Genomic DNA, 16,504 nt, shown 5'->3' on the forward strand with positions numbered 1-16,504 from the left:
CTGACAGCGGCCTGCCACGCGCCTAGCGTTCGGTCAGCTTCAGCTCGATGCGGCGATTGCGGGCACGGGCCTCGGGCGTGTCGCCCTGCGCCACCGGGCGGGTATCGGCAAAGCCGGCAGGCGCCAGGCGGGTTGCCGGAAAGCCCAGATCGTCCACCATGTAGCGCACCACCGCCAGCGCGCGCGCCTGGCTCAGTTCCCAGTTGTCGCGATAGCGCCCCAGCCCCGAAAGCGGCACGTCGTCGGTATGGCCGTCGACGCGGATCATCCAGCCAATCTCGGGCGGGATCTCGGCCGAGATCTGTCCCAGCATCTCTGCCACCCGCGCGATCTGCGCCTGGCCTTCGGGCGACAGCGTCGCCTCGCCCGGCGCGAACAGCACTTCCGAGGAAAAGACGAAGCGATCGCCCACCACCTGCACGCCCTCGCGACCGGCCAGGATCTGCGACAGACGGCCGAAGAACTCCGAGCGATAGCGCGCCAGATCCTTGGCCTCGGCCTCGGCCTTGCTGCGCGCGTCCTCTTCCAGCGCGCGGCGCTTGCGCTCCTCTTCGGCGGCGCGCAGCAGGGCGACGTTCAGCTGCCGGCCCAGATCCTCGGCGCGCAGGTCGGCCTCGCGACGCTCGTCTCCGGCGGCGTCCAGCACCGCGCGCAGGCTGCCCAGCTGGTCGTTGAGCCGCGCGACCTGCTGGTTCAGCGCGGCCAGCCGGCGCTGGTCCTCGACCGTCAGCGCCTCCTGCTCGGACAGCTCCTGCCGGGCCAGGGCCAGCAGGGCGGCCTGTTTCTCGGCCTCGCTGGCCTGGGCCTCGGCCTGCTCGCCCAGCTGCTTCTTGGCGGCCTCGGCGGCGGCCAGCAGGGTCAGGGTTTCCTCGGCCTCCTTGCGCGCCGCCTCCAGCTCCAGCGTGGCGGCGTCCAGTTCCGCATCCGACCTGGCCAGCCGCTCGCGCAGCGCCTCGGCGGCGGCGGCATCGGCCAGCCGCGCGGCCTCGGTCTCGTCCAGCTGCTGCCGCGTTTCGGTGTTCTGGCGCCGCAAGTCGCCTATCAGCGCCTCCAGCGCCTCGCGCCGGGCGGCGGCAAGGCGCGCCGCCTCGGTCTGTGCGTCGATCTCGGCCCGCGCGGAAGCCACCGCCTGTTCGGAACGCCGCAGCCGGTCGCGCTCGGCCGCCAGGTCGCGGTCCAGCGAGGCCGCCTGCGCCTGCGAGGTGGACAGCGCGTCCGACAGCTCGGCCACCTGGCGGCCAAGCTGGTCCAGCTCGCTGTCCTGGGTGGTGATCTGGTCGCGCAGCACCGATTGCACCAGCAGGAAGATGGTCAGCACGAACATCATGACCATCAGCAGCGCGGTCATCGCATCGACGAATCCCGGCCAGATCGTCGCAGAGAAACGGTTGCCGCCGCCCCGGCTAAGTCCCATCGCCGCGCTCCAGGTTGCGGATCGCGCGGGTCAGCGCCGCCAGGTCGCTGCGCAATTCGGCGATCAGCCCGTCGCGGCCGCTGGCGGTTTCCTCGACCAGCCGGCCCAGCTGCACGTCGATGGAACGCAGCCGCATCCGCGCCTCGGGATCGTCGCCCGCGGCGGCGGCTGCAGCAGCCGGCCGCTGCGCGCCGAGGTCCAGGATGCGCTCCTGCCCCTCGGCCAGCCGCTCCAGGGCGCGGGCCAGCCGGCCGTCCTCGGGCGCGGGGGCTTCGGCAAGCGTCGCCAGCCGGGCCTGGCCCTCGGCCAGACGCTCCAGCGCCTCGCCCAGGACGGCGCCGTCGAAGCCCGGTTGCGCCGGCGCCTCGGCCAGCGCCGCCAGCCGCTCCTGGCCCGCGGCCAGCCGTTCCAGCACCGCGGGCAGCGCCGGATCATGGCGCGGCTCGGCGGCAAGACGGTCCTGCCCTTCGGCCAGACGCTCCAGCACGGCGACCAGCTCCGGGTCGCGGCGCGGCTCGGCCAGCCCGCCGATCGCCCGCTCGACCCCGGCCAGGGCCTGCGCGGTCGCCTCGCGCTCGGCGGCCAGCGTCTCGCCCAGCCGGTCACGGTCCGACCCCAGCAGCCCGGCCAGCCGCTCCACCCCCTCGGCCAGCGCCAGCGAGCGCTGGTCGGCGGCGGCGGCCTCCTGGTCGCGCAATTCGTCGCGGCGCAGGTAGAAGTCCTGCAGGCCGGTCATCTGCGCCTCGACCCGCTCGATGAAGCCGGCCAGCGCCGCCTCGCCCAGCCCCTGCCCGTCGCTGCCGCCCAGGCCGATGCGGGTAAAGCCCGACATCCATTCCTCGAGCTCGCGATAGAAGCGGTTCTGGCCATGGGCGACGAACAGCTCCAGCAGCCCGACCACCAGCGAGCCGGCCAGGCCCAGGAGCGAGCTGGAAAAGGCCGTGGCCATGCCGCCCAGCTGCGATTCCAGCCCCGTCATCAGCTTGTTGAAGACCTCGAGCCCGGTCTCGCCATCCTTGGGCGAAAGCGCGCGGATCGTGTCCACCACGGCCGGCACCGTGGTCGCAAGCCCGTAGAACGTCCCCAACAGGCCCAGGAAGATCAGCAGGTTCGCGAGGTAACGGGTGATGTCGCGCGCCTCGTCGATCCGCGTCGCCACCGATTCCAGGATCGAGCGCGAGGATTCGGTCGAGATCGCCCCGCCCACCGGCCCGCGCTGGCCCAGCAGCGCGGCCAGGGGCGCCAGCAGCCGCGGCGCATCGTCCGGCCCCGCCGGCTCGGCCGCGCTGACGCCGCGCTCGGCGGCATTGCGGCGGCGGGCGGCGAAACGCTCGATCCAGCTGACGGATTTGACCAGCTCGGCCACCTGCCAGAAACAGCCCAGCACGCCCATGACGAAGACGGCCAGGATCAGCCCGTTCAGGTATTCGTTCGAATGAAAGATCGACAGGATGCGGCCATAGGCGAACCAGGCGCCGGCCACGACCAGCACCAGCACGATCAGCATCAGCAGGATCTGCCGGACGGGCTGCGAGAATTGCGGCTGCGACGGCCCGGTCCCGCCCGGCCCCCCGTCGCGCGTGGCCGCCAGCCGGGCGGCGCGAGAGCGGCGGCCTTCCGGCGCGGCGGGCGGACCCTCGGGCGGTTCGGCGTCAGTTCGGGACAAGTTCCACCCCCTTGCTGTTTTCCGAGCCGACTGTAGAGGCCGGACCCGCGCCTGCCAAGCGCCCTCGCCAGGGGAAATCGCGCCTATCCCCCGCCGGGGTGCAACAGCCCGCGGACCTGCCGCGCCAGCTCGTCCAGGGCCTGGTCCTCGATGCCCATCTGCGCCAGGTGCCGGGCGGTGTTGAACAGGTAATCCGCGTTCGGCCCCCGCCCGCCCTGCGCCACGGCGATGATGCGGGCCTGTTCGTGCAGCTCCAGCGGGCCGGCATATTGGTCGTGATCGCGCCGGATCACATAGGCGATCGCCTCGACGCCGCGGCCGTCGTCCAGCGCCAGCGGCAGGAAAAGCTCGGCATAGGCGTTGGTGGTCAGCTCGCGCGCGCGCAGGCCGGACAGCGTCTCTTCCCAGTCCGGCTCGGCCACGCGCAGCGCCAGGCCCCGGCAATGCGCCCCCGGATCGGCCTCCAGCCCCAGGACCAGCCCCGGCGTCTCGCTGGTGCCGCGATAGACGATCGAGCGCAGGCAGAAGCTGCGGGCATAGCCGTCCAGCGTCGCGGGCACCATCTCGGCCACGGGAAAGCCCGGATCCCACATCAAAGAGCCATAGGCAAAGACCCAATGCTCCGGCCGTTCACCCATTCTTTACCCCGGCGCCCTAGATAATTCGGTCAGGAAAAACTTAGGACAGCAGGGCCGGCGTTCCAAGACGCCATGAAACCCCCGAGGACCGGATGCGCCGATTGCTTGCCCCCCTGATCGTTCTTGCCCTGATCCTGGGCGGCCTGTGGCTGGGCGGGGAAAGCCTGATGGCGCAGCAGCTGCGCCGGATCGCGGCCGGGCAACCCGCGGCCGAGCTGGGCGCGGTGCAGGAACTGCGCGAGCCGGGCCGGATCGGGGTGCGCGCCTTGGCGCTGGGGATGCAGACCGACCTCGGCCGCGTCGAACTGCCGCAGGCGGAGCTTTGGCTCAGCCCGCTGCGGCCCACGGAGCTGCGGCTGGCCCTGCCGCCCGGCGCGACGCTGGACCCCGGCTCGGGCCCCGTGGCGCTGGGGCTTGGCGATGCCGCCGCCCGGCTGCGCGTGCAGCCGCTGAACGGGCTGGCCATGGCCTCGGCCGGGATCGAGGCCGGCCCGCTGACGGTCGAGGGCGCGGCGCTCGCCACGCGGCTGCACGCCAACGCCGTGCAGCGCGACCTCGACGCCGATGCGCCGGAGGCCGCCGCGGCCGCCTATGACCTGGAGCTGGACCTGGACGATTTGGAACCCGGCCTGTTCGCGACCCTGCCCCTGCCCGGCCGGCTCAGCCTGGCCGCCACCGGCCGGGTCTGGCTGGACGCCCTGCCCCGTCCGGCGACGCTGGACCCCGACCGGGCGCCGCTGCCGGTGGGGCTGCGGCTCGACGATGCCGAATTGCGCCTGGGCGCGGTGCAGGCCCGCATCCTGGGCCGAATCGAGGCCGATGCCCAGGGCCGCGCCCAGGGCCGGCTGGTGCTTTACACCAGGGATGCCGAGGCGCTGTTGCAGGCCGCGGCCACGGCGGGACTGATCCCGACCAGGGTGGTGACGCTGGCCGGCACCATGCTCAAGAACATCTCGGACCTGCCGCTGCCCGAGGATGCGGGCCAGGATTTCCCGCCCCCGGCCGAGGGCGAATTGCGCCTGCCGCTCAGCTTCGCCGAGGGCAGGACGAGCCTTGGCCCGATGGTGCTGGGCCCGGCCCCGGCCTTCCCGCGCCGCTAGGGCCCGCGCCGCTAGCAGGCTGCTGAAAAAGGATTTTGAGAGGGCGACGCAGCGGAAATCGTTCTGGATCCAGCGAATATCGGCCCGGAAATGGGGTGTTTTCGGCAATTTGAGGCGGATTTCCCGGTTCCCCGCCCACGCTGTCCTGTCGCAAGGACTTTTTCAGCAGCCTGCTAGGGCTTGGGCGTCTCGCCCGCCGCCAGGCTGCGGCCGAAATCCGGTGCCGCGGTGTCCTGCCCGGCCTCGATGATGCCGCGCCGGATCGCCCGCGTGCGGGTGAAGTAATCGTGCAGATGCGCCCCGTCGCCCATGCGGATCGCGCGCTGCAGCACGAAAAGCTCCTCGGTAAAGCGGCCCAGGATGTCCAGCACCGCCTCCTTGTTCTGCAGGAACACGTCGCGCCACATGGTCGGGTCCGAGGCGGCGATGCGGGTGAAGTCCCGAAAACCCGCCGCCGAATACTTGATGACCTCGCTTTCGGTGACGCGCTTGAGGTGATCGGCCACCCCCACCATGGTATAGGCGATCAGATGCGGCGTATGGCTGGTCACAGCCAGCACCAGGTCGTGATGGGCGGCGTCCATCGCCTCGACATTGGCACCCATGGCGCGGATCAGCACCGACAGCCGCTCGACCGCCGCCAGATCGCTGTCCGGGACGGGGGTCAGCAGCCACCAGCGGTTGCGAAACAGCGCGGCAAAGCCCGAACGGGGGCCGGAATGCTCGGTCCCGGCCAGCGGATGGCCGGGGATGAAATGCACGCCCGCGGGGATATGCGGCGCCACCGCCTCGATCACCGCCTGCTTGACCGAGCCCACGTCGGTCACGGTCGCGCCGGGCTTCAGATGCGGCGCGATCTCGGCCGCGACCGCGCCCATGGCGCCCACCGGCACGGCCAGCACCACCAGGTCGGCCCCCGCCACCGCCTCGGCCGCGCTCTCGGCCACGCGGTCGACCAGCCCGATCTCGCGCGCGACGGCGCGGGTCTCGGGGCTGCGGGCATGGCCCACCACCTCGCGCGCCAGCCCCGCCTCGCGCATGGCCAGCGACATCGAGCCGGCGATCAGCCCCAGCCCGATCAGCGCCACCCGGTCATAGATCGCGGCCATCAGCGGCTTCCCGCGCGCTCGGCCATGAACTGGCCGATGACATGGGCCACGCGCCGGCAGGACGCCTCGTCGCCCACGGTGATGCGCAGGCAATGCGGCAGGCCGTAGCCGCCGACGCGACGCACGATCAGCCCCTGCGCCTTCAGATATTCGTCGCAGGCCCCCGCGGTCTCGACATCGGCAAAACGCGCCAGGATGAAATTTGCGCAGGAGGTGTCCGAGGGCACGCCCTTCTCGGCCAGCGCCTCGGCCAGCCAGGCGCGCATGCGGGCATTCTCGGCCTGGCAGCGGGCGATATGCTCGCGGTCGCGCATGGCGGCCTCGGCCCCCTCCAGCGCGACATTGGACAGGTTGAAGGGGCCGCGAATGCGGTTCAGCACATCGACGATCTCGCGCGGGCCGTAACCCCAGCCGACGCGCAGCCCGCCCAGCCCGTAGATCTTCGAGAAGGTCCGGGTCATGAACACGTTGGGCAGCCGGCTCGCCAGCTCGGCGCCGCCGTCGTAATCCTCGACATATTCGGCATAGGCCGCATCGACCACCAGGATCGCCTGCGGCACGGCGCGGGCCAGCCGCTCCAGCTCCGGCAGGCCGATCATGGTGCCGGTCGGGTTGTTGGGATTGGCGACGAAGATCAGCCGCGTGCGCTCGCTCGCCCCGGCGATCAGCGCGTCCACATCCGTCACCCGGTCGCGTTCGGCCACCTGCACCGGGGTCGCCCCGGCGGCATGGGCCGAGATGCGATACATCAGGAAACCATGCTCGGTGAACAGAACCTCGGTCCCCGGCCCGGCATAGGCCTGGCACAGGAAATGGATGATCTCGTCCGAGCCGACGCCGCAGATGATGCGGTCCGGGTCCAGCCCATGCACCTCGCCGATGGCAGCGCGCAGCCCGGCATGGTCGGTATTGGGATAGCGGTGCAGCGCATGGGCGGCGCGGATCACCGCCTCGCGCGCCTTGTCCGACGGCCCGAAGGGGTTCTCGTTCGAGGAAAGCTTCACGACATTCTCGACCCCCGCCACCTTCGAGGCCCCGCCCTCGTAAAGCGAGATCTCCATGATGCCGGGTTGCGGAGCGATGGTCGTCTGGTTCTGCGACATGGCGGCCCTCTTGCAAGCCCGGCCGTCTTAGCGCCCGGAGAAAGGCTTGGAAAGCCTCGTCGGCCCGCCGCCATCACCGTTTTCCAAATACTCCCGCGACGGCGCGCGGCATGCGCCGGCGCCGCCGGTCTCCCCCGGCTTCTTCGTTCCGAAAATACCCATGCAAGGCCGCAGCCGGCCCGGCGGCGCCGTCACTCGGCCGCCAGCGCCTTCTCCAGCTCGGGCAGGAAGCGGTTGGTGTAATCCTCGCGCACCAGCGGCCCGGCATAGCGGTAAAGGATGCGGCCCGAACCGTCGATGATGAAGGTCTCGGGCGGCGCGGTCACGCCCCAGTCGATCGCCACCCGCCCGCGCGGATCGGTGGCAAGCGCGTGATAGGGGTCGCCATGCTCGGACAGGAACCCCAGCGCGGCGCCCTCGGGATCCTTCAGGTCGACGCCATAGACCGGCAGCTTGGCCGAAAGCTCGGTCAGCGTCGGATGCTCGGCGCGGCAGGGCGGGCACCAGCTGGCCCAGAAATTCACCAGCTTCACCCCCGGCTGGCGCAGCATCTCGTCGGTCAGCTGCACCTTGCCGGGCAGCGTGGTCTCGCCGACCGAAGGCGCCTCGCGCCCGATCATGGCCGAGGGCAGCGCGTCGGGATCGTCGCGCAGCAGCGCCCAGCCGGAAAGCCCGGCGAAACCGGCAAACACCGCCACCGGCAACAGCATCATCGGCGAGATCCTAGCCACGGCGCTCATGCTCCTGCAATTCGCGGCGGGCGCGGGCATTGGCCAGCACGGTCTGGACGACGATGCCGACCAGCAGCACCAGGCTTGCGCCATAGGCCGCCAGGACGGTCCCGGCATATTTGCCAAGTTCGGTCATGCGCGATTCTCCCTCGCCAGCAGGGCCGCCAGGCGGCGGCGGCGGATCTCGGTCCGGGTGCGGACCAGCAAAAGCGCCAGGAACAGCAGGAAGAACCCCGCCATGGTCAGGTAGAGCGGATAGCGATAGACCGCCGACATCCGCTCGCCCGGCGCCATGGACAGCGAGGCGCCCTGGTGCAGCCCCTGGTTCCAGAAGTTCACCGCATAGCGCGACAGCAGCGCAAAGACCGAGCCCACGAGGCACAGAACCCCGGTCAGGTCGGCGGCGCTGTCGGGATTCTCGACCGCCCCCCACAGCGCCATGTAGCCCAGATAGAACAGGAACAGGATCAGGAACGAGGTCAGCCGCGGATCCCATTCCCACCAGGTGCCCCACATCGGCTGGCCCCAGATCGCCCCGGTGATCAGCGCGATCAGCGTCATCACCGCGCCGACGGGCGCCGCGGCCTTGGCGGCCAGCGCGCTGACGTGGTGGCGCCGGACCAGCCAGATCAGCGAGGTCACCAGCATCATCAGCCAGATGTTGATCGCCATCAGCGCGGCGGGGACGTGCAGGAAGATGATCTTGACCGTCGATCCCTGCTTGTAGTCCTGGGGCGTCAGAAAGCCCCAGACCAGCCCCGCCACGGTGCAGACCGCCGCCGCCGCGGCCACCCAGGGCAGCACGGCGCCCGAGGTGCGCATGAACTTGACGGGGTTGGCATATTCCCAGATTGACATATTCGCTTCCTAAATCGGGCGCGTCGCCCGCTCAAGTGGCCAGTGGTCGCATTCACCGCAGATTGACACGCAGCGCAGCGGCTGCGGCAAAGGGCGCCAGGGCCAATGTGGCCAGCGTGATCGCCGCCAGGAAGACCAAAGGCGTCACCGGATCGGCCCCTGCGGCACCGCGCCGCACCGCCTCGGCCCCGAAGATCAGCGTCGGCACGTAGAGCGGCAGCACCAGCAGCGACATCAGCAGCCCGCCACGACGCAGCCCCACCGTCACCGCCGCGCCGAAGGCGCCCAGCATCGACAGCGTCGGCGTGCCCAGCATCAGCGAGGCGACCAGCCAGGGATAGGCCGGCCCCGGCAGGTGCAAAAGCAGCCCGAAGACCGGCGCCGACAGCGCCAGCGGCAGGCCCGTCACCAGCCAATGCGCGAAGGCCTTGATCGCCACCGTCCCCTCCAGCGGCAGGGGCGCCGTGGCCAGCAGGTCCAGGCTGCCATCCTCGAAATCCAGCGCAAAGATGCGGTCGAGCGACAGCAGGCACGAGAGCAGCGCCCCGACCCACAGGATGCCCGGCGCGATGCGCGAAAGCTGGCCGCCCTCGGGGCCGACGCCGAAGGGGACCAGCGTGCAGACGATCAGGAAGAACGCCAGCGCCAGGCCGAAGCCACCGCCGGCGCGAGTGGCCAGCCGCAGGTCGCGGATCAGCAGCGCCTTCATCCGCGCATCCTCATTTGGCCGCCCTCATCCGAATGCCTCGTTGAAACCGGCCGGCCGCGATTCGCGGCGCGTGCGGGTGGCGCGATAGGGGCCAAGCTCCAGGATCTCGGCCTCGGGCAGGCCCAGCTCGATATGGGTGGCGATCACCGCCGCCCCGCCCCGCCCCAGATGGGCGCGCAGCATCCCGGCGAACAGCGCCACCGAATCGCGATCCAGCGATACCGTCGGCTCGTCGAGCAGCCAGACCGGGCGGCCCGTCACCATCAGCCGCGCCAGCCCCAGCCGCCGCTTCTGCCCGGCGGAAAGCGCATGCGCCGGGCGGTCGGCCAGGTCGCGCAGGTTCATCGCCTCCAGCGCTCCGGCGATGTCATGGCCGCCGAAGATCTCGGACCAGAAGCGCAGGTTCTCGGCCGCGGTCAGCGCCGGCTTCAGCCCGTCGGAATGGCCGGCATAGGCGATGGCGTCGGGCGCGGCCTCGATCACTCCGGCGACCAGCGGCTGCAGCCCGGCCAGCGTGCGCAGAAGCGTGGTCTTGCCGACGCCGTTCGGCCCGCGCAGCACCAGCGCGCCGCCGGCCTCCAGGTTGAAGCTGACGCCCTCGACGGCACGCAGCCCGCCCCGCGCCACGGCCAGGTCGCGGACCGCGAGCAGGCTCATAGCGGGATCAGCGCGCAGGCCACGCGCCGGCCTTCGGACAGCGTGACGTTGTAGCTGCGCGCGGCCGAGGGCGAGTTCATCGGCTCGGCCATCACCCCCGCGGCGTCCAGCGCCGCGGCCAGGTCGCGCGGCGGAAAGGCGATCTCGGCCCCCATGCCCAGGAAAAGCACGTCCACCTGGCCGGCCAGCGCCAGCAGGGGGGCGCGGTCATCCAGCCCGCCCCAGGGCTGCACGCCCGCGGCGGTGACGATCACCCCGCCATGATGCACCACGCCGCCGACGCGAAAGAAGCCGGGGCCGTAGCCGTCCACCGGCACGGCCCCGGAAAATTCCGTCGGCACCATCATCGGCATCAGGGCGCGTCCCGGAAGGCGGCGGGAATGTCCTCACCCGGCGCCTTTTCCTTGGGATCGGGCTTGGACCAGTCGCGCTTGACGCCCAGCCACAGCACGATGTTCTTGGCGACATAGATCGTCGAATAGCAGCCCACGATCACGCCCCAGAGCATGGCGATGACGAAGTCGCGGATCACGTCGCCGCCAAAGATCAGCATGGCGGTCAGCGCGATGGCGGTCGTCACCGCCGTCATGATGGTGCGCGACAGCGTCTCGTTGCAGGTCAGGTTCATCAGGTCGAGCAGCGGCCGCGTCTTGTACTTGATCAGGTTCTCGCGCAGCCGGTCGAAGACCACGACCGTATCGTTGCACGAAAAGCCCAGCGTGGTCAGCAGCGCCGCGATGGTGGTCAGGTCGAAGCGCAGCTGGAACAGCGAGAACAGCCCGACCGTCAGCAGCACGTCATGGATCAGCGAGATCACCGCCCCCAGCGCGAACTGCCATTCGAAGCGCAGCCAGATATAGAACATGATGCCGATGGTCGCGGCACCCACCGCATAGAGGGCGGTCTTGATCAGCTCGCCCGAGACCTTGGGGCCGACCGATTCCACCGCGGCAAAGACCACCTGCGGATCGACGGTCTTCAGCGCCGCCTCGATCTCGTTCAGCTGCTCGGGCGTGACCGATCCGGTCTCGTCGGTCGTGCCGATGCGGATCATGGCGACATGCTTGGTGGTGCCGAAGGCGGGGTCGAAGACCTCGGTGATCGAGACATCGCCCAGGTCCAGATCGCTCATCGCCTGGCGATAGTCGCCGACCTCGAAGGCGGTCGGGCTTTCGGTGCGGATGGTGGTGCCGCCCTTGAAGTCGATGCCGAAGTTCAGCCCCATCACCAGCAGCAGCAGGACCGATCCGACCATGGCCGCGGCCGAGACGCCGAAGGTCAGCCATTGCCAGCGGAAGAAGTTGAAGGCGGTGTTGTCGGGAACGAGTTTCAGACGAAATGCCATGGTCCTGCTCCCTTACAAGATCAGTTCTTTGGGCTTGCGCCATTCCAGCCAGAACACGATCATCAGCCGCGTCAGGTAGATCGCGGTAAAGACCGAGGTGACAAGGCCGATGGTCAGCGTGACCGCGAAGCCCTTGACCGGACCCGAGCCCAGGAAGAACATCACCGCGGCGGCGATGAAGCTGGTGACGTTGGCGTCGATGATCGCCGACATCGCCTCGCTGAAGCCGTCGTCGATGGCCTTGACGATGCGCTTGCCGGCGCGCAGTTCCTCGCGGATGCGTTCGTAGATGATGACGTTGGCATCCACCGCCGTGCCGACGGTCAGCACGATGCCGGCGATGCCGGGAAGCGTCAGCGTCGCCCCCATCATCGACATGACCGACAGGATCAGGATGACGTTGACGATCACCGCGATCGAGGCGAAGACGCCGAACAGCCCGTAGCTTGCGACCATATAGGCCACCACGGCGACCGTGGCGATGATCGAGGACAGCCGGCCGGCGTCGATCGAATCCTGCCCCAGCTCCGGGCCGATGGTGCGTTCTTCCAGGAAGGTCATCTCGGCCGGCAGGGCGCCGGCGCGCAGCAGCACGGCCAGACGGGTCGATTCGTCCACGTTCATCGCGCCCGAGATCTGGCCCGAGCCGGTGGTGATCGCCTGCCGGATCACCGGGGCCGAGATCACCTGGTTGTCCAGCACGATGGCGAAGGGCTGGCCGATATTGGCCGAGGTATAGGCCCCGAACCGCTTGGCGCCCGAGGGGCCGAAGCGGAAATCGACCGCCGGCGCGCCGTTCTGGTCGAAGCTGGGCCGGGCGTCGGTCAGATCCTCGCCGGTGACGACCGGACTTTCCTCGATCACGTAATAGACGCCGGGCTCGTCCATCGAGGGCAGCAGCACATTGCCGGTGCCGGGGCGGGCGTTGGCGTCGGCGATGCGGCTGACCACCGGGTTGAAGGTCAGCTTCGCCGTGGTGCCGATCAGCTGCTTCAGCTCCTCGGCCGAGCCGATGCCGGGCACCTGGATCAGGATGCGGTCCTTGCCCTGGCGCATGATCGTCGGCTCGCGCGTGCCGACCTCGTCGATGCGGCGGCGGATGATCTCGAGGCTCTGCTGCACGGTGCGGTCGTCGGTCGCGGCCTTTTCCGCATCCGAAAGCTGCACGGTAAGCCGGTTGCCCGAGGCCGAGATCGCCAGGTCGCTTTGCCCCGCGCCGGTCAGCGAGGTGACGGGCACGGCAAGGCCGCGGGCGATCTCGACCGCCTTGGCCATCTGGTCGGGATTGCCGATCTCGACCGCCAGCTGCCCCTCGGGCGCCTGGACGCGGCGGACGGCGCCTACCACGTCGCGCTGCGCCGCCAGCGCGTCGCGCAGCTCGGGCCAAAGCGCATCCATGCGCGCCTTGTAGACATCCCGGACATGCACCTCGCCCAGAAGATGGGCGCCGCCGCGCAGGTCCAGGCCCAGGTTGACCAACCCCGAGGGCAGCCAGTCGGGCCAGCCGGCGCGGGCGGCGGCGTCTTCCTGGGATTCGAACCCGTTGCGTTCGGCGGCGGTGACGGCGTCGTTATGCTGCTCGACCCGGCTGTAGAACAGGTTCGGCATGGCATAGAGCAGACCCAGGGCGACGAGCCCCAGGATCAGCAGACGCTTCCAGAATGGGATGTCCAGCATGGCGGGATGCGGTTCTTCAGCTGTTGGCGGCGGCGGGTTGGGTGCGGTTCACGAGCCCGGTCACGGTCGAGCGGATCACGCGGACCTTGACGCCGGGGGCGATCTCGACCTCGAGCTCGTTCTCGCGCACCGAGGTCACCTTGCCGATCAGCCCGCCCTGGGTCACGATCTCGTCGCCCTTCTTCAGCGCCTCGACCATGGCGCGATGTTCCTTCACGCGCTTCTGCTGCGGGCGGATCATCAGGAAATACATGATGACGAAGATCAGGATGAGCGGCAGGAACGAGGCGAGTCCTGCAGCGCCGGAAGCGCCTCCGGCGGCCTGGGCATAGGCGGGGGTCACGAGCATTAAGTCTATCCCTGTGCTGTCGTTCTCCGGGCGATCCCCCGGCGGAATTGGCGCGCACCCTATCCGCGGCTCGGACCGATGGCAAGAAAGCCGATGGCTGCTCGCCGCACTGGCGCAGGGGGGCTCCGCCCCCGTCCTTCGGACTCCCCCGGGATATTTGGGCACGAAAGAAAGGCCCGCGCTTCTTTCGTGTCAAAATATCCTGGGGGAAGCGCGGAACGCGCTGGGGGCAAAGCCCCCGCTGAAAGGTGCCGTGGACACGGGCGGCGAGCTGTGGCAGGTCAATGCGGGCCAAGCCTAGCAAGGGGGATCACGATGGCTGAGGACAAGGCGCCCCATCCCGCGCCGGACCATCCCGCACTGGCCCGCGATGCGGCCGATCGCACCGGCATCCGCCGCCTGCTGGCGATCATGGCCGCGCTGCGCGACCCGCAGGCCGGCTGCCCCTGGGACATCGAGCAGGACTTCGCCTCGATCGCGCCCTATACCATCGAAGAGGCGCATGAGGTCGCCGACGCCATCGCGCGCGAAGCCTGGGACGAATTGCCTGGCGAGCTGGGCGACCTGCTGCTGCAGGTGGTTTTCCACGCGCAAATGGCGGCCGAGGCGGGCATGTTCGACTTTGCCGACGTGGTCGAGAAGATCTCGGACAAGATGATCGACCGCCACCCGCATATCTTCGGCGACGAATCCCGCGACAAGTCCGCCGCCCAACAGATCAAGGATTGGGAGGCGATCAAGGCCCGCGAACGCGCCGCCAAGGCGGAACGCGGCGTGCTGGACGGGGTGGCGCTTGGCCTGCCGGCGCTGACCCGCGCGGTCAAGCTGCAGAACCGCGCCGCCCGCGTCGGCTTCGACTGGCCCGGCCCGGCCGAGGTGCTGGACAAGATCACCGAGGAGGCGCGCGAGCTGGTCGAGGCCAGGGGCGGCTCCGATCACGCCCATTTGACCGAGGAATTCGGCGACCTGATGTTCGTGATGGCGAATCTGGCCCGGCATCTGAAGATCGACCCCGAGGAGGCGCTGCGCCTGGCCAATGCCAAGTTCACCCGCCGCTTCCGCTCCATCGAGGCGGCGCTCGCCGCCCAGGGCCGCCGCCCCGAGGACAGCGACCTGGCCGAGATGGACGCGCTGTGGAACGAGGCCAAGGCTGCCGAACGCGCCTGATCCGCTGGCCGCCTTGCCGCCGCTGGCCGGGATCGAGCCGCTGCGCGTGGCGCGCGACCGGCCCGACCGGCTGGTGGTGCAGGTCCGGCTGGACGGGCGGCCGGCCTGGCTCCGGCAGTTCCGCGGCGCCGATCCCGCCGCCGGCGTGACCCAGGCCCTGGTGCGGCTGCATCGGGCGGCCGAATTGCTGGGGCAGGATCTCGACGCCGTCGCCCCGCCCCTGCTGGCCCTGCCCGAACGCGGTATCCTGATCACCGCGCCGGCTCCGGGCCGGCCCATGGCGCAGCTGCTGGCCGAGGCGGACCCGGTGGAACGCGCCGCGCTGATCGCGCGCATCGGGGTTTGGCTGCGCCACCTGGCCGCCGCGACGCGCGCCCGCGGCACCTTCGGCCCGCGCTTCTGGCTCAACGGGCTCGAGGCGCGGATCGCGGCGGCCTCGGGGGGCTGGATCGACGCCGACCTGGTCGCCGGCCACATGCGGCGGATGCGGGCCGAGGCCGCCCCGCTGCGCGGCGCCGCGGTCGAGCGCGGGCTCTGCCACGGCGACCTGACGCCCGACAACCTTTTCGCCGACGAGCCCCGCCCCGGCGCGCTGCGGCTGACCGCCATCGACATGCAGGGCGCGACCGAAATGGCGCTGGCCCGCGACATGGCGCGGCTGCTGGTCTGGCTGGAAAGCCGGCGTGCGGAGCCGCCGGGACGGACGCGGGACGGGATCGCCCTGGCCGACTGGCAGGCTCTGGCCGGGGTGCCGGGCCTGCTGGCGCCGGACCAGACGCCGATCCTGCGTTTCCTGGTCGGGGAATTAATGCTGGCCTATTATCTCGACAGCGCCCGCCAGCCGGTGCGGCGCCGGGCGCTGGTCCGGGCGATGCGGGCCTGGGCCAAGGACGAGGTCACGCCGGCGCCATGACCTCGGCCAGCGCCGCGTCATAGACCGCCAGAGCCTCGACCCGGTCGCGGGCCCGCGATGCGCCTTCGGACAATTGCCGCCGCCAGCCGCGCGCGCCGGGACGGCCGTGGAACAGGCCCAGCATGTGCCGCGTCGCCTGATGCAGCCGCCCGCCCTGGGCAAGATGCGCATCGACAAGGTCGCGCAGCGCCCGCGCCGCCTCCAGCGGACCGGCAAAGCGCGGCTCCTCGCCCCACAGCCGGTCGGCCTCGCCCAGGATGTCCCAGGGCTGGTGATAGGCCGCGCGCCCGACCATCACCCCGTCCATCGCCCGCAGGTGATCGCGCACGGCATCGAGCGAGGCGATGCCGCCGTTGATCGACAGGTGCAGGTCGGGAAACGCCTGCTTCATGCGATGCACCAGCGGATAGTCCAACGGCGGAATCTCGCGATTCTCGCGCGGCGACAGGCCCTGGAGCCAGGCCTTGCGGGCATGGATGGTCATGCGGCGCACGCCCACGTCGCGCATGCGGGCGATGAAATCGGGCAGCACCGCCTCGGGCAGCTGATCGTCCACGCCGATGCGGCATTTCACTGTGACCTCGACCGGGCTGGCGGCGATCATCGCCGCGACGCATTCGGCGACCAGTTCCGGCCGGGTCATCAGCACGGCGCCGAAACAGCCCGATTGCACCCGGTCGCTGGGGCAGCCGACGTTCAGGTTGATCTCGTCATAGCCCCAATCGGCGCCGATCCGCGCCGCCTCGGCCAGCTGCGCCGGGTCAGAGCCGCCCAGCTGCAACGCCACCGGATGCTCGGCCGCGTCGAAATCCAGGAGCCTGGCCCGGTCGCCGAAAACCAGCGCCGGGGCCGTCACCATCTCGGTATAAAGCAGCGCGCGGCGTGACAGCAGCCGGTGGATGCGGCGGCAAAGGCTGTCGGTCCAATCCATCATAGGCGCAATGGCAAGTCTATGTGCTTGATATTTCGTCATTTTTCCAGTAGTATCAACTCATTGCGCGGCGGCGTGTGCACTCTAATTTACGACCCAATACGCCCCTTTTCGCCACGTTTCGACCGCGCACTGCA

Annotated in this window: 18 protein-coding genes; 3 read left to right on the forward strand and 15 right to left on the reverse strand. The window is 70.2% G+C overall.

Going from position 1 to position 16,504, the window contains the following annotated elements; genetic code table 11:
* Positions 1-22 precede the first annotated feature (22 nt).
* From E3U25_RS14165 to E3U25_RS14175, 3 genes are all read right to left on the reverse strand, one after another.
* Positions 23-1,414 (reverse strand): peptidoglycan -binding protein, encoded by a 1,392-nt coding sequence (locus E3U25_RS14165; protein ID WP_072463839.1) that lies wholly within the window; start codon positions 1,412-1,414, stop codon positions 23-25.
* Positions 1,404-3,080: a hypothetical protein gene (locus E3U25_RS14170; RefSeq protein ID WP_116222819.1), complete on the reverse strand. Its 1,677-nt coding sequence runs from the start codon at positions 3,078-3,080 to the stop codon at positions 1,404-1,406. The genes E3U25_RS14165 and E3U25_RS14170 overlap by 11 nt, the downstream gene beginning before the upstream one ends.
* A gap of 83 nt (positions 3,081-3,163) precedes the next feature.
* Complete coding sequence (locus E3U25_RS14175) at positions 3,164-3,718, reverse strand: gamma-glutamylcyclotransferase (RefSeq protein WP_036759370.1); 555 nt, start codon at positions 3,716-3,718, stop codon at positions 3,164-3,166.
* A gap of 92 nt (positions 3,719-3,810) precedes the next feature.
* Between E3U25_RS14175 and E3U25_RS14180 the strand changes: the two genes are divergently transcribed.
* Entirely contained in the window at positions 3,811-4,818 is a 1,008-nt protein-coding gene (locus tag E3U25_RS14180; RefSeq protein ID WP_116222820.1) for a DUF2125 domain-containing protein, read from the forward strand.
* 173 nt (positions 4,819-4,991) lie between these two features.
* Here E3U25_RS14180 and E3U25_RS14185 read toward each other — a convergent pair whose 3' ends face one another.
* From E3U25_RS14185 to yajC, 11 genes are all read right to left on the reverse strand, one after another.
* The gene (locus E3U25_RS14185; RefSeq protein ID WP_116222821.1) at positions 4,992-5,927 is read right to left on the reverse strand and encodes a prephenate/arogenate dehydrogenase family protein; all 936 of its coding nucleotides are present in this window, start codon (positions 5,925-5,927) and stop codon (positions 4,992-4,994) included.
* On the reverse strand, positions 5,927-7,030 hold the full coding sequence (hisC, locus tag E3U25_RS14190) for a histidinol-phosphate transaminase (RefSeq protein WP_116222822.1): 1,104 nt from the start codon (positions 7,028-7,030) through the stop codon (positions 5,927-5,929). The genes E3U25_RS14185 and hisC overlap by 1 nt, the downstream gene beginning before the upstream one ends.
* 191 nt (positions 7,031-7,221) lie before the next feature.
* A complete protein-coding gene (locus E3U25_RS14195; RefSeq protein ID WP_036759389.1) occupies positions 7,222-7,740 on the reverse strand; it encodes a DsbE family thiol:disulfide interchange protein in 519 nt (172 codons plus the stop codon).
* A gap of 13 nt (positions 7,741-7,753) precedes the next feature.
* A complete protein-coding gene (ccmD, locus tag E3U25_RS14200; RefSeq protein ID WP_024844546.1) occupies positions 7,754-7,897 on the reverse strand; it encodes a heme exporter protein CcmD in 144 nt (47 codons plus the stop codon).
* The gene (locus E3U25_RS14205; protein ID WP_036759376.1) at positions 7,894-8,619 is read right to left on the reverse strand and encodes a heme ABC transporter permease; all 726 of its coding nucleotides are present in this window, start codon (positions 8,617-8,619) and stop codon (positions 7,894-7,896) included. Before E3U25_RS14205 ends, ccmD begins: the two co-directional genes overlap by 4 nt.
* A gap of 52 nt (positions 8,620-8,671) precedes the next feature.
* Positions 8,672-9,328, reverse strand: a complete 657-nt coding sequence (gene ccmB, locus E3U25_RS14210; protein ID WP_116222823.1) for a heme exporter protein CcmB — start codon at positions 9,326-9,328, stop codon at positions 8,672-8,674.
* Positions 9,329-9,352: 24 nt separating this feature from the next.
* Positions 9,353-9,985: a heme ABC exporter ATP-binding protein CcmA gene (ccmA, locus tag E3U25_RS14215; protein ID WP_114534713.1), complete on the reverse strand. Its 633-nt coding sequence runs from the start codon at positions 9,983-9,985 to the stop codon at positions 9,353-9,355.
* Positions 9,982-10,338 carry an Mth938-like domain-containing protein gene (locus E3U25_RS14220; protein ID WP_083539286.1) on the reverse strand — a complete coding sequence of 119 codons (357 nt, stop codon included), beginning with the start codon at positions 10,336-10,338 and terminating at the stop codon, positions 9,982-9,984. The genes ccmA and E3U25_RS14220 overlap by 4 nt, the downstream gene beginning before the upstream one ends.
* Complete coding sequence (secF, locus tag E3U25_RS14225) at positions 10,338-11,330, reverse strand: protein translocase subunit SecF (protein ID WP_116222824.1); 993 nt, start codon at positions 11,328-11,330, stop codon at positions 10,338-10,340. The genes E3U25_RS14220 and secF overlap by 1 nt, the downstream gene beginning before the upstream one ends.
* Positions 11,331-11,342: 12 nt before the next feature.
* Positions 11,343-13,007, reverse strand: a complete 1,665-nt coding sequence (secD, locus tag E3U25_RS14230) for a protein translocase subunit SecD (RefSeq protein ID WP_116222825.1) — start codon at positions 13,005-13,007, stop codon at positions 11,343-11,345.
* A gap of 16 nt (positions 13,008-13,023) precedes the next feature.
* Positions 13,024-13,356 (reverse strand): preprotein translocase subunit YajC, encoded by a 333-nt coding sequence (gene yajC, locus E3U25_RS14235; protein ID WP_036759383.1) that lies wholly within the window; start codon positions 13,354-13,356, stop codon positions 13,024-13,026.
* A 411-nt stretch (positions 13,357-13,767) separates the two neighbouring features.
* On the opposite strand from yajC, the gene mazG reads away from it, so the two are divergent.
* Together mazG and E3U25_RS14245 are read left to right on the forward strand one after the other, a co-directional pair.
* Positions 13,768-14,523: a nucleoside triphosphate pyrophosphohydrolase gene (gene mazG, locus E3U25_RS14240; RefSeq protein WP_243785241.1), complete on the forward strand. Its 756-nt coding sequence runs from the start codon at positions 13,768-13,770 to the stop codon at positions 14,521-14,523.
* A gap of 13 nt (positions 14,524-14,536) precedes the next feature.
* Positions 14,537-15,436, forward strand: coding sequence for a phosphotransferase (locus E3U25_RS14245; protein WP_244295325.1), 900 nt, complete (start codon positions 14,537-14,539; stop codon positions 15,434-15,436).
* Here E3U25_RS14245 and dusA read toward each other — a convergent pair.
* Positions 15,420-16,409 (reverse strand): tRNA dihydrouridine(20/20a) synthase DusA, encoded by a 990-nt coding sequence (gene dusA, locus E3U25_RS14250; protein ID WP_116222827.1) that lies wholly within the window; start codon positions 16,407-16,409, stop codon positions 15,420-15,422. The two genes, E3U25_RS14245 and dusA, sit on opposite strands and share 17 nt — an antisense overlap.
* Between the last annotated feature and the right edge of the window lie 95 nt (positions 16,410-16,504).

Origin of the sequence: Paracoccus versutus, from assembly GCF_029909795.1 — a bacterium.
Classification (GTDB): domain Bacteria; phylum Pseudomonadota; class Alphaproteobacteria; order Rhodobacterales; family Rhodobacteraceae; genus Paracoccus; species Paracoccus versutus.

What these genes read in the sequence shown, in the direction of transcription:
- E3U25_RS14165 (WP_072463839.1), bottom strand. Translation starts at nt 1,414, where the DNA reads ATGGGACTTAGCCGGGGCGGCGGCAACCGTTTCTCTGCGACGATCTGG.
- E3U25_RS14175 (WP_036759370.1), bottom strand. Translation starts at nt 3,718, where the DNA reads ATGGGTGAACGGCCGGAGCATTGGGTCTTTGCCTATGGCTCTTTGATG.
- E3U25_RS14180 (WP_116222820.1), top strand. Translation starts at nt 3,811, where the DNA reads ATGCGCCGATTGCTTGCCCCCCTGATCGTTCTTGCCCTGATCCTGGGC.
- E3U25_RS14185 (WP_116222821.1), bottom strand. Translation starts at nt 5,927, where the DNA reads ATGGCCGCGATCTATGACCGGGTGGCGCTGATCGGGCTGGGGCTGATC.
- hisC (WP_116222822.1), bottom strand. Translation starts at nt 7,030, where the DNA reads ATGTCGCAGAACCAGACGACCATCGCTCCGCAACCCGGCATCATGGAG.
- E3U25_RS14195 (WP_036759389.1), bottom strand. Translation starts at nt 7,740, where the DNA reads ATGCTGTTGCCGGTGGCGGTGTTTGCCGGTTTCGCCGGGCTTTCCGGC.
- ccmD (WP_024844546.1), bottom strand. Translation starts at nt 7,897, where the DNA reads ATGACCGAACTTGGCAAATATGCCGGGACCGTCCTGGCGGCCTATGGC.
- E3U25_RS14205 (WP_036759376.1), bottom strand. Translation starts at nt 8,619, where the DNA reads ATGTCAATCTGGGAATATGCCAACCCCGTCAAGTTCATGCGCACCTCG.
- ccmB (WP_116222823.1), bottom strand. Translation starts at nt 9,328, where the DNA reads ATGAAGGCGCTGCTGATCCGCGACCTGCGGCTGGCCACTCGCGCCGGC.
- ccmA (WP_114534713.1), bottom strand. Translation starts at nt 9,985, where the DNA reads ATGAGCCTGCTCGCGGTCCGCGACCTGGCCGTGGCGCGGGGCGGGCTG.
- E3U25_RS14220 (WP_083539286.1), bottom strand. Translation starts at nt 10,338, where the DNA reads ATGCCGATGATGGTGCCGACGGAATTTTCCGGGGCCGTGCCGGTGGAC.
- secF (WP_116222824.1), bottom strand. Translation starts at nt 11,330, where the DNA reads ATGGCATTTCGTCTGAAACTCGTTCCCGACAACACCGCCTTCAACTTC.
- secD (WP_116222825.1), bottom strand. Translation starts at nt 13,007, where the DNA reads ATGCTGGACATCCCATTCTGGAAGCGTCTGCTGATCCTGGGGCTCGTC.
- yajC (WP_036759383.1), bottom strand. Translation starts at nt 13,356, where the DNA reads ATGCTCGTGACCCCCGCCTATGCCCAGGCCGCCGGAGGCGCTTCCGGC.
- mazG (WP_243785241.1), top strand. Translation starts at nt 13,768, where the DNA reads ATGGCCGCGCTGCGCGACCCGCAGGCCGGCTGCCCCTGGGACATCGAG.
- dusA (WP_116222827.1), bottom strand. Translation starts at nt 16,409, where the DNA reads ATGACGAAATATCAAGCACATAGACTTGCCATTGCGCCTATGATGGAT.